Genomic DNA, 15,847 nt, shown 5'->3' with positions numbered 1-15,847 from the left:
CAGGGAAACAGACTTATGGGTTGGATAGATTATTTTCCAGCCTAATAAATAAACCAATATCAGGACTATCTTTCTTTACGTTATCGTTAGTCAGTGTCGAACAAAGACACTCATTTCCGATTCAAATAGAACAGGTGATAAAGAGCGATGTAGAAAAAAGTAGTGTATCGCCAAGAGCAGAAATAAAACCAAAAGAGAAACGTGGACGTGGAAGACCAAAAGGGAGTAAAAACAAAAATAATCACACATTTTAGTAGGTGTTAGCCTGGGGCTGGAAAAACCTGCAAGTGTTGCTGTAGTAGATGCGATCGCAGGTAAAGTTCTAGCTTACCGAAGTATCCGCCAGTTACTTGGCGACAATTACGAACTTCTGAATCGGCAAAGACGACAACAGCAATCATCATCCCACGAACGTCACAAAGCACAAAAAAGCTTCTCTCCCAATCAATTTGGTACATCTGAGTTAGGGCAGTATGTAGACAGATTATTGGCTATAGAAATTATTGCGATCGCACAAACCTATAAAGCTGGCAGTATCGTTTTGCCTAAGCTAGGGGATATGCGAGAGATTGTCCAAAGTGAAATTCAAGCCATAGCCGAAGCAAAATGTCCAGGCTCCTTAGAAGTTCAGCAAAAATATGCTAAACAGTATCGAGTTAACGTCCATTCCTGGAGCTACGGCAGATTAATTCAAAGCATTCAATGCAAAGCTGCTCAGGCAGGAATAATGATTGAAGGGGGAAAACAACCTATTCGCGGCAGTCCCAATGAAAAAGCAAAAGAATTAGCCTTTTCTGCTTACCATCTCCGCCTAGCTAGGCGAAGTTGACAAATATCTGAACCTTGACAATAAAATAATAAATAGTCTGTGGTGAAATAGCCGTAGCTGTTGCAACCGTCCTCTCAGCAATGGGAGGGTTGAAAGATATCCCCAATGTTGGTTGATCCCGAAGTATCCGTTGTAACCGTCCTCTCAGCAATGGGAGGATTTAAAAATCTTTCAAACAGGATTAGTGTTAAGTTTCAGTAATTATTAAAGTTAGGGGCGGGTTGAAAGCAAGTCCCTTCACCCCCTCGTTTTAGTTGCTTTGTATAATAATTACAGAGTGCATTATCAGCGACATGAATTTGTCATCGCCAAACTAGCGACATCTAATTTGTCACGATGACAGATAATCTGGCTCAATGACAACAATTAGTCACTGACGACAAATAATTAGTCACTGTACACACACGAAGCTTTTCGGTATTTTAAATTTTTAGTGGGGGTGGAGGGACTTGAACCCACACGACCTTTTACGGTCAACGGATTTTCATTCTCCCGCAGTTTTCACCGCTACCTGATGACTGATAGCCAGATCAGATTTTGAGAATTGGACTCTACCTTTACCCTCGACTTAACGTTAGGGTAGCTCCCGTCGGGTCTCTGCACCTTCCGAACAGTTGATGAGTTAGGAGTTATGAGTTATAAGTTTTAAATTGACTCAGCACTCAACACTCATGACTCAGGACTTTTTCGGCTTGGCTCAGGATTGCCATGTCTGTCACCAGATTTAGGTTTCCCTGAGTTTGAGAGCTTCCACTTGAAGGATTTCTCCTTCAAGGCTCAATCAATTTAAGTCCGTAGCGTCTACCATTCCGCCACACCCCCAGAGGTGTTTGGTAACTAGTCTAACTAGTTATTTTTTAGAAGTAGCAATACCTCCTTATCTATTCCACCATCAATTGTGTCTTTTGTCCAACTAGATTGAAAATCTTTTTTTCAGATTGGGCGATCGCTTTAGAGAGTTGGAAGTCTTCTTAATTTTCTCGTAATTAATCTGGATGAGTTTTCAATTTTCTCTGACTAGAGCATTTATTTGCTAGTGGATTCACATAATAGCATGATATTAGCTTTTGTAATGAAATCCGTTGAATCGCCCACAATGAAAAGTGCTGAGTTCCGAGTTCCTCGGCTTATAGTTGAAAGACCGCCCCTGCGGGGAAATCAAAAGTCAAAAGGCAAAAGTCAAAAATTAAGAATTTTTACTTTTAATTTTTGACTTTTTACTTTTGACTTCTCGCACAGCGAGGGGCAGGGCATTTACCATAGTGCCAAAGTACTTAAGTAATAAAAAATACTCAGGCCGGAGCTTCGGAGTCTCCGGCTCCGCTCAGCACGGGCTAAACGCCCTGCTACCGCTAACAGCACTCAGCACTGAGTTTGGTAAAAATACTCCAGTCCGCCAAAGCTGCGCTTTTGCCTGCTTGTTAACGGTTTTGAGGAATTCTGGCGCAGTTATGTTGAAAGCATTATGACTATACTTCTCTGAGTCTGTCTCTTCAGCCTATGATGGAAAACAGATGCTTAGACAAATAAAGTTATGATTGTCGCCCTGCTGTATCTGATTTTAGCTGGAGCTTACCTTCTAGTAATCCCCGTTGCTATCTTGCTGTACCTGAAGCAACGTTGGTATGTATGTGGCTCCATTGAGCGTGTCTTTATGTACTTTTTGGTGTTTTTCTTCTTTCCAGGTTTGTTGGTTCTATCGCCGTTTGCAAATTTTCGACCCCAACGGCGACAAATTCAAGTTTAACAAGATTGGTAGGTCATAACTCTCATGCGACGTATTGACGCTATTGGAATTGGCTTGGGTGTTTTTATTGCTGGCGGCTTGGCATACTTGGGATTGCAGCTAGTTGGTTTGGATAATCAGAAAGCTGGTATATGGAGCCAAGTCTTACTAGTCAGTGGGTTACTTGGCTGGCTAGCCACCTATTTTTTCCGTGCGGTGGGACAAAAAATGACCTACCACCAACAGCGGGAACAGTATGAGCAAGACTTTCTGCAAAAGCGGCTAGACGAGCTTACCCCCGAAGAATTAGCACGAATTCAAGCCGAAATAGAACAAGAGGAGCAATCTCAGGTGTAAAGTTATCATTGGTCAGTTATCGTTGGTCATTTGTGACCAATGACTAATGGCCAATGATAAATGATAAATGACAAATGACAAATGACAAATGACAAATGACTGCAATTTCTGATTGCTTTGAAACCCTTGGGCACAATGGTGAGTGCGCTCTGATTCCGTTTATTACGGCTGGCGATCCAGATTTAGAAACAACAGCAAAAGCCTTGCGCGTTCTAGATCGTAGTGGAGCCGACATTATAGAAGTGGGTATACCCTATTCCGATCCTCTAGCTGATGGGCCAGTCATTCAAGCTGCTGCTACCCGCGCCTTGCAAAGAGGTACGAAGTTAGAACAGGTGTTAGAAATGCTGCAAGGGATTACTCCCAAATTGCGATCGCCGATTATTCTGTTGATCTATTACAACTCAATTTTGCACCGGGGAATTGAAAAATTTCTTGGGCAAATTGCTGCTGCTGGTGTTGCAGGATTGGTAATACCTGATTTGCCCTTAGAGGAAGCAACAGGATTGCTCCAAACAGCTAGTGAGATGGAAATTGACGTAATCTTATTGGTAGCTCCCACCAGTTCTGCCCAACGGATCGAAGCAATCGCTCGTTCTTCCCAAGGATTTATTTATTTAGTCAGCGTTACTGGGGTTACAGGAGTGCGATCGCAACTGGAAATCCGCGTGTCCGATTTACTCAAACAAATTCGTAGTGTTACTGATAAACCCATAGCCGTCGGCTTTGGCATCTCCGAAGCTGCACAAGCCCGTCAAGTAAAGGAGTGGGGCGCAGATGGTGCGATCGTGGGTAGCGCTGTTGTCAAACGGTTAGCCCAAGGAACACCAGAGCAGGGACTATCGGCGATCGCCCAATTTTGCCAAAGTCTCAAGGCAGCCATCAAGACGACCAATACCAGCACAAATACTCCTCTTGATTAGACGGGGAAAGTAGATTAAAAAAGTATAACAGTGTAGTTTTTATAGCCTTACTTGGTAGACAATTTGACCATTATGGTCTTGAATATTAACATCAGATACGATCATGTAAAAAAACTAGCTGATACAGTCGCTTATAGTTTGAGTATTATCTGAAATCAAGTAGGCATAATTTATGAGTGTGAGAGTGAGTCAATCAAAAATGATTATAGTTACGTCGCAATTGAGGAGCAAAGGCGATGAGTGAGAGTATGGCATTTATCGGCGGGGTTGCCGTAGCTGGGCTGGCGGCTCTCGTATTGCTCAAAGGAACAAATACCCCTCTACAACCTAACTTCGCTGTTGCTCCGCAAATCCCAGGTGTAGTCGCACCCCAAGGAATGCAGCCACAAATGTATCCTTACGGGCCTTATGGGCAACCAATGTATCCTAATCAGGTTCAGCCACCGACTGGTACTAATACTGACCAGCGCCTAGAGATGGAGAAGTTGAACACGCAGATGCAACTGGAGCGTTTAAAAAACGACAATGAACAGCTAAAGTTGCAAAATCAACAACTCCAAGGCCAAGTCCAAAATTTTAATACTCAGCAGCAGTGGCAATTAGCCCAGCAGAATAACCAACAAAAAACAGCAGCAACAACATTCCAGCCACAAAATACTTGGTGGTCTTCACCCGTGCTTTGGGCTGTGGGAGGCGCAACTCTCACTATTGGTGGTGGTGTTGTTGTCGCTGGAGTATTGGCTTTGTTCTCACCACGGCAGCGTCCAGCCCGTACTGTACAAGTTATTCATCCCTACCAAGGAAATACGCCGCCCTTAGTTCCAGTCCGTCGTGCTGAGTTTCTGCCTGCTTCCCGGATGGAAGCAAGACGAGTTGAAGCCCCAGAATACGACGAAATGCAATAATAGGAAATATTTGTTAGTAGAAGTAGCAGCTACTACAATTAGAGGTAAGTGTAAGTAAAAAATGTTGGACAAAAGCATTTAGGTGAAAAATATACAGGGTAGCACTGTTAAATTATCACCTAAATGTTTTGCTTTTACGTATATATTAAATCCCAACCCCGGAAAACTGAAAGCTGAAAATATGACAAGAGAATAAACGACTACAATGAAATAACCGATAAACTGAACTATTTTTAGAGTCGTAATTAATCTGGTATATAGTCTATTTTTGTTAGGGCTGCTAGATAATTGATTGCTGCCAAATACCTCATTTTTAATAAATTAGTTTGTACAGTCAAATTTTTTTCATAATCAGCAGAAGAGTGTTCTTTCAAAGAAACACTCTTCTCTGGAATTCTAGCTATCAGTTTTATAGCTGATAACTAAATTATCATTAAGCTCCGACAGCTTCTTTCGCGGCATACAGAACCTCAGCGTTGATTTCTTTGAAACCGCGATCGCGCGCAAATTTTTCAGTATTACGCTTCACTTTGCCGCGAACAAATCCAGGAATCTTATTCAATTCTGCTTGACCATCTTTTGTCCAGTTGAGGTCAGAATCAGCAGAAATTCCTCTAGTAATAACTTCTTTGGTATCATGACCACCAAAGATTTCTAATAGGTGATCTTCCATTCCCAAAGTGAAGGAATTGTAGATCAAATCTGTAATCTGATTCGTGCCTTCGTAACCCATAAATGGTTTGTAACCAATGGGGAAGTTTTGGACGTGGATTGGTGCAGCAATTACGCCGCAAGGAATATCCAAGCGCTTACCAACGTGGCGTTCCATTTGCGTGCCGAAAATGGCAGAGGGTTCGACACGAGCGATTGCATCCCCAATTGCACCATGATCTTCAGAGATTAGCACTTCATCGCAATACTCGCTAACCTGTTCGCGGAACCAGTCTGCATCATATTTACAGTAGGTTCCAGCCCAAACAACATGAATCCCCATTTCTCGCGCCAGAATCTTGGTAATGGCGGCAGCGTGGGTGTTGTCACCAAAGACCACAGCTTTTTTGCCAGTCAAGTTTTGACAGTCAATCGAACGCGAGAACCAAGCAGCCTGAGATACATATAGGGTTTGTTCATTGATGAAGTCTTCATAGTCAACTTCTGCGCCTTGAGCGTTAATTACCTGCTGAATCTTGCGAATACAACGGGCAGTTTCCACTACACCCATTGGAGTAATGTCTATATAAGGAGTGCCAAATTGTTCTTCCAGGTAACGGGCTGTGGTCAAACCGAGTTCGCGGTAAGGCACTAAGTTAAACCAGGCTTGGGACATCTTTTTCAAGTCATTCACCGAAGCACCTTCAGGAATTAAAGTATTTACCTCAATTCCCAAGTCAGCCATCAGCCGCTTGAGTTCGGTGCAGTCGTGATTATTGTGGAAACCGAGGGTGGTAGTACCGATAATGTTAACTGAGGGCTTTGCAGTTTTGCCCTCTGCCAATTCGCCCCGCTTCCGGGCTTTTTCGATGTAATATTGGACAATTTGATCCAAAGTGCGATCGGCGGCTTGCAGTTCGTTATAGCGGTAGTGGTTCACATCCGCCAGCATGACATCTCCTTTTGCTTCCAACTGCGCCCGTTCGACAAAGTTATGCAGATCCTCTTGTAAAATGCTGGAGGTGCAGGTGGGAGTTAACACAATCAAATCTGGGTGTTCCTCGGCATCCTTGCGGGTGATGTTATCAACCACCTTCTCTTGGGAGCCACGGGCCAAAACGTTGCGATCGACGACACTGGTTGTCACCGGAGTAAAATCCCTCTCCCGCGATAGCATGGAGCGCATGACGTTGAAGTAGTCATCGCCAAGTGGGGCGTGCATAATCGCATGAACATTTTTAAAAGAACTAGCGATTCGCAGAGTGCCGATGTGGGCTGGGCCAGCATACATCCAGTAAGCCAATTTCATGTTTGTGTCTCCCTTTTAAACTCAAATAACTAAATAAATGGGCGTAAAAAATATAAGATAGAGCTTACCACCAACCCCTTCGGTGCGTAGTTTACCGCCGTAGGCATCGCCCAGCGTGCCCTTAGCAGGGAAGGGGAGAGGTTTGGAGAGAGGTATTATCTTTGAATTCAGCCCATCTACTTATAAGTGCTTGATTATTAAATCGTTTCTGATTTTCTCAAACCTGCTGGCCGCAAAAAAATAAGGTTTGTTGCGGGTCTTAAGGGAGGCGATATGACTGAAACCTATTTACTGCTTGAGATGCAGCTATCTATTTAAACAATATTGCTGGTAATTTTGTAAAAAAATCTTAATGTTCCGGTAAATTTGTTTATTTATCGTAAATCAAGGGGTTTAAGACCCCAACCAAAACACGTAGCGCAAAGTCAAAGCCATTTCACCTCCAGTCAGTTACCCTGCGGGATCTTGCTACAGTCAGGGTTTAAATCCCCGTCTGAAAATGTCTAAAATGTTTGAATTTTGAATTATTAACTCTCATTCCCTAGTCAATTGCGTTTTTACCTAATTCGTTAGGATGTACACAAGCTTATTTTCACAACAATTATGGTGAAGACACCCTCCCAGCTTTGGACAATTCCTCCTTTGGAAAATGGCGACAAACTTACGCGCTACGAATTTGAGCGTCGCTATAATGCCACCTCTAATCTGAAAAAAGCTGAATTAACCGAAGGGATTGTCTATATTATGCCTGCTGCTCTGCGTTTCCGAAGTCACGGTCAACCGCATGGTTGGATTTTGACATGGCTTGGTTCTTACGAAGCTGTGACTTCTGGTGTAGCGTTGGGAGTTGAACCTACCGTCCGCTTAGACTTAGATAACGAACCTCAATCCGATGCTGTTCTGTTGATTGAACCGGAAGCAGGTGGTCAAACGCGGCTGAGTGAAGATGATTATATTGAAGGTGCGCCAGAGTTAGTTGTGGAAATTGCTGCTAGTAGTGCGGCTATTGATCTTCATGGCAAAAAACAGGCTTATCGTCGCAACGGTGTCAAAGAATATATTGTTTGGCAAGTTTTAGACCAAAAATTGACTTGGTTTTCTCTTGAACAGGGTGAATATTTGGAATTGGTACCTGACAATGAAGACATTTTGCGAAGTCGGGTATTTCCAGGGTTGTGGTTAACGGCGACGGAGTTATTAACAGGTAATATGCAGGGTGTATTGAAGGTTTTACAAACAGGTTTGCAGTCTGCTGAATATGGGAATTTTATCAAGAAATTAGGTAGCGATTAACCCGTTCTAAATAGGGAAAGTCTCTTAAGAAATTATGTTTGCACACCAAATTCTTCTGGATTACGCTTACGCGCTAACCAAAAAACAGCGATCGCATACTGAACAATAAGGGTGTTAGGATATCTTTCACCAGCTGAATCTGACTTATGAAATTAGTTTGCTCCCAAAGCGATCTCAGTACAAACCTCTCACTTGTTAGTCGTGCAGTACCCTCACGACCAACTCATCCAGTACTTGCCAATGTGCTGTTGCAAGCGGATGCTGAAACTAACCAAGTAAGCTTAACAGCCTTCGATCTCAGCTTGGGAATCCGCACCAGCTTTAACGCAGAGGTATGGGAAAGTGGTGCGATCGCACTTCCTGCTAAATTACTTGTAGACATCACCTCTCGTCTTCCAGAAGGCGAAATCACTCTCGATGATGAATCAGCCCTCACAGGTGCAACATCTGGTGGAGAAGGTTTAATAGTCACACTCACACCCAAAAGTGGACATTACCAAGTCCGAGCAATGGGGCCAGAAGAATTTCCCGAACTCCCTGTAATTGAAAATACAGAAGTAATCCATCTCACCACCACCGCATTAATTGAAGGATTACGCGGTTCATTGTTTGCCACCAGTGCTGATGAAACCAAGCAAGTACTCACAGGAGTACATTTAACAGTTAAACAAGATACTCTAGAATTTGCAGCTACCGATGGACATCGCCTAGCAGTAGTAGAAACTAGCAACGAGCGTCCTCTAGGCAAAACTAGTCAACTAGAAGTGACAGTACCAGCTAGAGCATTACGGGAACTCCAAAGAATGTTGGCTCATAGCGCCTCATCAGATGAACCTGTAGCTTTATATTTCGATCAAGGTCAAGTTGTATTTGCATGGCAAAATCAACGCTTGACTAGTCGCACATTAGAAGGGCAATATCCTGCTTATCGACAATTAATTCCGCGCCAATTTGAGCGACAAGTAACAATTGAACGGCGACAATTTGTCAGCACTTTGGAGCGGATTGCTGTGTTAGCCGATCAAAAAAATAATATTGTTAAGCTCAGTATTGATAGCGAAGCTCAAGAAATTACCTTATCTTGTGAAGCTCAAGATGTGGGCAGTGGTAGAGAGTCGATGCCAGCACAAATTTCTGGTGAAAATATTGAAATTGCTTTTAACATTAAATATTTGATGGAAGGCTTAAAAGAGTTACCATCTACCGAAATTCAAATGCATTTAAATCAAAGCCTAACTCCAGTAATTTTTACACCATTGGGTGCTTTGAAAATGACCTATTTAGCTATGCCTGTGCAACTTAGAAGTTAGAGGTGATATCATGTTCGGTTAAAGACTTATCATTAAGACCGCAAAGAGGCAGAGGGGATGGGTTTTTGGGCTTTCTGCATAGAGAAAGAGAATTATAACTAATTAACCGGACATGATACAGCAGTTTTCATTTGCATGAAGTACAAAGTTACGGGTTTGGAGGCAGAAGGCAGGAGGCAGGAGGGAAGAGGATTTGACTTATTTCTTTTGCCCTTCCCGTAGGTGCGCCTTCGTTGGAGACTCACGTTAACAAATCGCGTTCGCAATCAGCCGGGCGCTTGAGCGCCATCGCGTTTTGTTTGGGATTTACAGCAAGCGAATTAAAGGTTAGGACATCTTGAAAGCGTGGATGTTAGGAATAGTAATGTTTTACCTCCTGCCTCCTGCCTCCTGCTATACCTGTTCACTGGTTGTTCGTGTATCGTCAGCACTAGCACTAATGACGACTGATATCAAAGGAGGTGCGATCGCAACACAAGCAAGTCTTCTCTTACTCTTGCTGTTCTTGAGTTGACTCTACAATGTTTCGGTTCATAGCAAAGCCGTTGAGGATTAATCCGCGAAGAATTGACACCTCTTTGTCTAAATTACGCGCATAATCTTCATATTTTATGCTTGCTTTCTGCAAATTATAACTTTTCATTTGTTCAGCCATTTGACGCGAAAATGTTACCTTTTCTTCTAAAGCTCGAACAGCCGACCACAAGGCATTTTCAATATTCTCAGTTTGTTGACTCAATAAGACATCGGCAGTAAAAGAATGCCCGGTATGGCAGCAAAATCGCAGCGGCTTCGAGTCCTTAATTTGCCAAATATTACCATTACATTGAGGACAAGTATAAGTCGTGCGAGTTCCAATCTCTTCTACATTCTCTAAAAACTCTTTGGTATTCATTTGCTGTAGAGCAATGTTTGACTCGATCTGCATTTCTTTCGGTATTGGATAAACTTTTTTTTCTGCTACTGGTTCCTTAGTTAAACAAACTAGCAAGTTTGAGATTACTGCTAGTGCTAGGCAGTAATCGACCTTGACAAACTGTAATGCACTCTTTGCCATACTGGGGTATTGTGCCTCCTGTGGGTCTTGCACTATGGCAACTCCGCCCCGCTTTTTAACCGCTTGTAAACCTACTGTGCCATCATCCAGGTAGCCTGTGAGAATTACACCCACAACCCTGAGGCCATAAGTAATCGCGGCTGAACGAAATAACGCATCAATTGCGGGTCGAAATCCGTTCTCGTGAGGCCCACGCACCACTCGTAGATGTTCTTGGCTGACTAACAAATGATGATCTGGCGGAGCAATGTAAATGTGTCCTTTTTGAATTTTCTCACCATCCTTTGGATGGAATGTGGAAAAAGAGCCTACGCTTTCAAGAATCTGGGGCAGAAGACTCGGCTTGTCTGCTGCTAAGTGTTGAACAATCAACAAAACAGCATCAATGTCGGCAGGCAAAGCACTAACAATGGTACTCAGTGCTTTAAGTCCACCCGCTGAAGTTCCAATAACAATGATGTCGTGTCCAGGCATATATTTCTTTAATTGCTGCTAGTTACACAAAAAGAATTTGCCGCCGACAAATTTTCTTCGTTCGTGGATGGCATTGAGCCGTTAGTTATTTAATTAAGGTAATAAACCTTAACTTACTGTTATGGTTCAAAATACACAACTAGTAGGGGAATGAGTTTAATTAAACTCAACAATACCCAGCTGAACTAAGTAGAGGCAATTTTGCATACGTATTTATCTGTCCTGAGTCTAATGTGAATCATGCTGATTCTTAAACGAATGGCATTTTGAAGCTATTCGAGAGGTAGATGTGCTTTTGCACCTCTACACTGTTTAATAAACTATACAATTTATCGAATTATCGAAGAAGACACGGGGACGCGGAGCGTCCCCGTGTCTTCTTCAATGAATGCCCTGATTTTTCCTCTGCGAAAGTTGTGTGGACTAAGGGACTTCCAACTAAAAAAACATCCTATCGCTGTGGAGGCAGGGGGGCAGGGAGCAGGGGGAGAAAGAAAAATATTATCTGAGTAAATTGGATAATTTATTTTCTGGAAGTCCCTAACCACAATTCCCAAGTCATCATTGGCATCAGATCGCTCCAACGCTCACATTGCTTTGGTGTACTCAATTTTGGGAGAGTCCAATGAAGACGTTGCTTTAAAAAACGATACCAGTGGTCAATTGCAAAACGTCGGAGATAAAGTTGCCAGACTTCAGATAATGGTGGCATTTCTTCGCCTACCCAGGATAACCACAAAGGTTTAAAAACTCTTGCGGAGCCTTGTTGGTTCATGCGTTAAACTTTCAGTTTCTACCAATGGGGCGTGTATTCAATCACACCCCTTTTTTTTTCTGAATGTAGCTTTTTTAGTCTAAACGCCAATACTTAGTGATGTTATTTTTCATGAGTTTTTCTATGAGTTTTAAGATGACTTTTTCTATGAGTTCTAAGATGAGTTTTATGAGTTTCAAAAACTAAGAGAAAAACTAATATAAAAGGTAGTTCACTGCGATTGAAGCTCACATTCCGCACCCTCAAATGTCATAACCTGAAGGAAAGAATAAAAGCCTCAACTCAGTAAACTAGCACTTAAGCACTGTACAAAAAGACTGGATTATGCATAACGTGCGTTAAAACCTTTCAGTGCAAAATCATCCTTTACAAACTTAGAAGACCTATGGACAACCAAAACGTCAACTTACAATCTAAATTACTTCAAAAACTGAAAATTTTCTCTAAATTGTCAGCAAAGTTAGTATTTCTAAGTTTGCTTCCGATTTTGTACTTATTAGCACCTATCTCAGTAGCTAGTGCATTTGCCGATGAACCTCCATATGCTTACCCAGCATGTTATTTTAACAACGGTGGTAATAGAGATTGGAAATGGGGACTAAATTCAGACAATTCCTGGTTTGTAATACATGGTCACTGGGATAAAAACGGTGATACACATAACTGGAAATTTTATTCAGACACACCTGAAAAATTTTATTCTCTGGAAGTCCCTTACCGCATCTCAGATGGCGATCGCACTGTGCCAGTTGCGTAAGTCCTGTTACTGTAAAATAAAATGTTATTTAACCCTGATTTAGATCCCCAACTTCTTCAAAAAATTGGAGATCGGTAATACGCTTCAGTTAAGGTAAAAGTCTTTGCCAATGACCAATGACTAATGACTAATTTGTTTAATCGGAATTTCAATCCAAAATTCTGTACCCAACCCAGGCTGAGAATCACATCTAAACATACCACCATGTTTATCTACGACAATCTGGTAACTAATTGACAACCCCAAACCAGTGCCTTTTCCCACTGGCTTAGTTGTGAAAAAGGGATCGCATATTCTTGCTGTGAGAGCTTCGGGTATTCCTGGCCCATTGTCTGCAATCCGAATGACTACACTCTTGATATTGCCTTCAAGTTCTCCAAAAGCAGTACGGATAGTAATTTGATTGCTATGAGGTTTTGATTGAGATTCCGTGTAATCTTCTAAAGCATCGATCGCATTGCTTAAAACATTCATAAATACCTGATTTAGCGGTCCGGCATAGCAGTCTACTAAAGGAAGGTTACTATATTCTTTGACTACTTTAATTGCCGGACTTTCTGGTTTTGCTTTCAAGCGATGCTGCAAAATTAGCAAGGTGCTATCAATGCCTTCATGAATATCAACTGGTTTTTTTTCTGCCTCGTCAAGGCGAGAGAAGTTCCGTAAACCCAAGACAATCTGCCGGATGCGATCAACCCCAATTTTCATGGAAGATAGAGTTTTGGGCAAATCTTCTATGATAAATTCTAAGTCGATCTCGAAGGCGCGATCGCTAATTTCAGGGCTAGGGTTGGGGGTATTTTGGAAATAGAGGTCTAGGATACTGAGTAAATCTTGGGTGTAATCATTGACATGATTGATGTTGCCATAAATGAAGTTCACCGGATTATTAATTTCGTGAGCCACACCAGCTACCAGTTGACCTAATGAGGACATTTTCTCAGTTTGGATCAGTTGGGTTTGAGTTTGCTTTAAATCATGCAAAGCTTGAGCCAGCTTTTGGGTCTGCTCTTTGGTTTGATTATGTAATTGGGCTTGTTGGAGTGCAACCCCAAGCTGATTGGCAATCTGAGTAATAAACTTAATTTCCGAGGCTTCCCAATGGCGGGGTGCAGAATTCTGGTAAGCTGCTAATAAGCCCCATAGCTGTTGCCCAATAAATATAGGTGCGATCGTATAAGCTCTTGCTTGAATTTGCTCTAAAGCTGTAACATGGCATTGAGAGTGGCCAACTTTATAGATATCATCGACTACAAAGGTTTCATTGTGACGATATCGCCCACCTTGGGTTTCCTGTAAATAGCTATCTTGCCAAACTGTATTGATATCAGAACTTACTAGTTTTAACCAGTTATCACCCACAAACTCGGCGATATATTCACCACTCCAATCAGCCTGGAAACGATAGACTGCAACTCGATCCGCTTGTAACGATTTACAAATTTCTTGAGTGGTTGTCTGAAAAATCGCATCTAGATCGAGAGATTCTCTAACTTTCGCCACAACTTCAAACAATACCCGTTGTTGTTCTGTTGCTTGTTGCAAATCTAATGTCTGTTGTTGTGTCTGAGTGAGTAAATCAGCTTGCTGGAGTGCTACACCCATTTGGGCAGCAATCTGACTAAGAAAGTTAACTTCAGAAGTTTTCCATTGCCGAGGGCCAGTGTGTTGATAAGTTGCCAGCAAACCCCAAAGTTTTTGCCCAACAAAAATCGGCGCAAGCACAAAAGCATGAATTTGAAACTGCTCTAGATTGTCGATATGACACTGAGCAAACCTCATATTGTAGATGTCATCGACTGCAAATGTTTCATTGTGGCGATAACGTCCTCCTTGTGTGTCTTGTAAGTAAGTGTCATTCCAAATTGTATTAATACCTAGTTCGGACTGATTCGACCAATATGGGCTAGCAGCCTCGAAATCTCCAACAAATTCACCACCCCAATTAGAATCGAAACGATAAACAGAAACGCGATCAGCTTTGATTAATTGACAAACTTCTTTAGTAGTGGTTTGAAAAATCGTATTTGTGTCCAGAGATTCCCGAATTTCGGCAATAACTTTAAACACAGCCTGTTGTTGTTCAGCTGTCCGTTGTAACTCAGCGGTGCGTCTTTTAACTTGTTTTTCTAAGTTTTCATTGAAGACTTGTACTTGTTGGTACAATTCATACTGCTGAATTGCAGAAGCAAAGTGTTTACTGAGGTTTCTAGCCAGTTCAATCTCTTCAATCGTCCATTTTTGAGCTTGTGCTTTTTTAGATTCGCGCCAAACCTCAAACGATAAACGGGGGTAAAGCTGCCTTTGATCGCTGTCATACTGCCCCGCCCAGAGAGTTTCTGTATCTATTTCGTTGCGGAAAATACTTAAATAACCTAACAACTGCTGGCGATACTGGAGCGGGATCATCAATATGCTGCGAATTTTAGTTGGTTGAAAAGCAACTTGCAAACTTCGCAAGTCAGAAATTTGATATATATCTGAAATTGCCCAAACATCGTATTTACTAGACTTGTAGTGTTCTTGCCAGACACTATACTGCTCTATGAGTGGATATATAGTTTGTTCTGGCATCACTGGTTGCTCTCCACAGATATAAAGCTTGATACAAGTATTTCCTGGTATTAAGCATTCTATTAAGCTGGTCACGTTGCCATTGTGGAAATCAAGAGCTTCATTTCTAATGCAAAGTCTGCCACCAACTCCATTAAAGGCAGCAACTGCCTCTTCTAAGGCTGGCTGTAATACAATTGTCGGCAATGAATGTAGTAAGCTAGCAATTCGATTCACGATCGCTTCTCGTTCAGCTGTTTTGCGAACTTGAGCAAGAAGGGTACTTTGAGTGATCGCCATTGACAGCTGCTCGACTATCATTTGTATTGCTTCTAGCTCATATTCTGAAATCAAACGCGCTTTAGAATTATGAGACACCAGCAGCCCCCAAAGTTGATCTTGATAGAGAATAGGCGCTACTACAGAGGAATTTACCCCCATTGCCGTCAAATATTCAATATGACAGGGATCTACAGGGCGGTAACGGATCTCCTCTGAGATAGTTTCTCCATTATCCAAATCACGCAGGTGAACTTGACCAATCTCTTTAGTATTAACATTCACAACAGAACGCACCCGTGATTTGATAAATAGTTCACGGGCATAGGATGGAATGTCATCGTAGGGAAAATTTAGCCCCAGTAGCGATGGCAAACAATTGTTATCAATTGATTCAGCAATCACTTGACCACTACCATCGGGATGAAATTTGTAAATCATCACTCGATCGGTTTTTAATAGCGATTGCACCTCTGTCGTTGTCACTTTGATAATTTCTTCTAACTCTAAGCTTCGTCGGATACGGTTTGTAATACGGCGTAGTAAACTTTCTTCATAGCGACATAAGGGCAAATCTTGTTCAGGATTGGATGTCATTGTTTATAACAAAATAAATTAATAATTTGAAAACTGGCATAATTAAATATAA

10 protein-coding genes and 3 pseudogenes are annotated in these 15,847 nt (G+C 42.0%); 9 read left to right on the top strand and 4 right to left on the bottom strand.

Annotated elements, in window-relative coordinates; genetic code table 11:
• From V7K56_RS16835 to V7K56_RS16810, 6 genes and pseudogenes are all read left to right on the top strand, one after another.
• Positions 1 to 239: pseudogene (locus V7K56_RS16835) on the top strand (transposase); the annotation flags it as partial.
• Between the two features lie 2 nt (positions 240 to 241).
• A pseudogene (gene cas12k / locus V7K56_RS16830) lies at positions 242 to 829 on the top strand (type V CRISPR-associated protein Cas12k); the annotation flags it as partial.
• A gap of 1,534 nt (positions 830 to 2,363) precedes the next feature.
• On the top strand, positions 2,364 to 2,576 hold the full coding sequence (ndhL, locus tag V7K56_RS16825) for an NAD(P)H-quinone oxidoreductase subunit L (RefSeq protein ID WP_334912009.1): 213 nt from the start codon (positions 2,364 to 2,366) through the stop codon (positions 2,574 to 2,576).
• Between the two features lie 24 nt (positions 2,577 to 2,600).
• Positions 2,601 to 2,912, top strand: a complete 312-nt coding sequence (locus V7K56_RS16820; RefSeq protein WP_334912008.1) for a DUF3007 family protein — start codon at positions 2,601 to 2,603, stop codon at positions 2,910 to 2,912.
• A gap of 95 nt (positions 2,913 to 3,007) precedes the next feature.
• The gene (gene trpA, locus V7K56_RS16815) at positions 3,008 to 3,835 is read left to right on the top strand and encodes a tryptophan synthase subunit alpha (protein WP_334912007.1); all 828 of its coding nucleotides are present in this window, start codon (positions 3,008 to 3,010) and stop codon (positions 3,833 to 3,835) included.
• A 236-nt stretch (positions 3,836 to 4,071) separates the two neighbouring features.
• Positions 4,072 to 4,740 carry a heterocyst differentiation related protein gene (locus V7K56_RS16810; protein WP_334912006.1) on the top strand — a complete coding sequence of 223 codons (669 nt, stop codon included), beginning with the start codon at positions 4,072 to 4,074 and terminating at the stop codon, positions 4,738 to 4,740.
• Between the two features lie 433 nt (positions 4,741 to 5,173).
• On the opposite strand, the gene bchB is transcribed toward V7K56_RS16810, so the two are convergent.
• Positions 5,174 to 6,700, bottom strand: coding sequence for a ferredoxin:protochlorophyllide reductase (ATP-dependent) subunit B (gene bchB, locus V7K56_RS16805; RefSeq protein ID WP_334689641.1), 1,527 nt, complete (start codon positions 6,698 to 6,700; stop codon positions 5,174 to 5,176).
• Between the two features lie 603 nt (positions 6,701 to 7,303).
• On the opposite strand from bchB, the gene V7K56_RS16800 reads away from it, so the two are divergent.
• Positions 7,304 to 7,993 (top strand): Uma2 family endonuclease, encoded by a 690-nt coding sequence (locus V7K56_RS16800; protein WP_334912005.1) that lies wholly within the window; start codon positions 7,304 to 7,306, stop codon positions 7,991 to 7,993.
• A 146-nt stretch (positions 7,994 to 8,139) separates the two neighbouring features.
• On the top strand, positions 8,140 to 9,303 hold the full coding sequence (gene dnaN / locus V7K56_RS16795) for a DNA polymerase III subunit beta (RefSeq protein WP_334912004.1): 1,164 nt from the start codon (positions 8,140 to 8,142) through the stop codon (positions 9,301 to 9,303).
• 490 nt (positions 9,304 to 9,793) lie between these two features.
• On the opposite strand, the gene V7K56_RS16790 is transcribed toward dnaN, so the two are convergent.
• Entirely contained in the window at positions 9,794 to 10,834 is a 1,041-nt protein-coding gene (locus tag V7K56_RS16790) for a chemotaxis protein CheB (RefSeq protein ID WP_334912003.1), read from the bottom strand.
• Positions 10,835 to 11,375: 541 nt separating this feature from the next.
• Positions 11,376 to 11,600, bottom strand: a pseudogene (locus V7K56_RS16785) (NF041680 family putative transposase); the annotation flags it as partial.
• Positions 11,601 to 11,994: 394 nt separating this feature from the next.
• Between V7K56_RS16785 and V7K56_RS16780 the strand changes: the two are divergent.
• Complete coding sequence (locus V7K56_RS16780) at positions 11,995 to 12,366, top strand: hypothetical protein (RefSeq protein ID WP_334912002.1); 372 nt, start codon at positions 11,995 to 11,997, stop codon at positions 12,364 to 12,366.
• A gap of 120 nt (positions 12,367 to 12,486) precedes the next feature.
• On the opposite strand, the gene V7K56_RS16775 is transcribed toward V7K56_RS16780, so the two are convergent.
• Positions 12,487 to 15,795, bottom strand: a complete 3,309-nt coding sequence (locus V7K56_RS16775) for a GAF domain-containing protein (protein WP_334912001.1) — start codon at positions 15,793 to 15,795, stop codon at positions 12,487 to 12,489.
• Between the last annotated feature and the right edge of the window lie 52 nt (positions 15,796 to 15,847).

Source organism: Nostoc sp., assembly GCF_036917535.1.
Classification (GTDB): Bacteria; Cyanobacteriota; Cyanobacteriia; order Cyanobacteriales; family Nostocaceae; genus Nostoc.
Note: the sequence above shows the minus strand (reverse complement) of the source record. Positions and strands in the feature narration are given on the sequence as shown.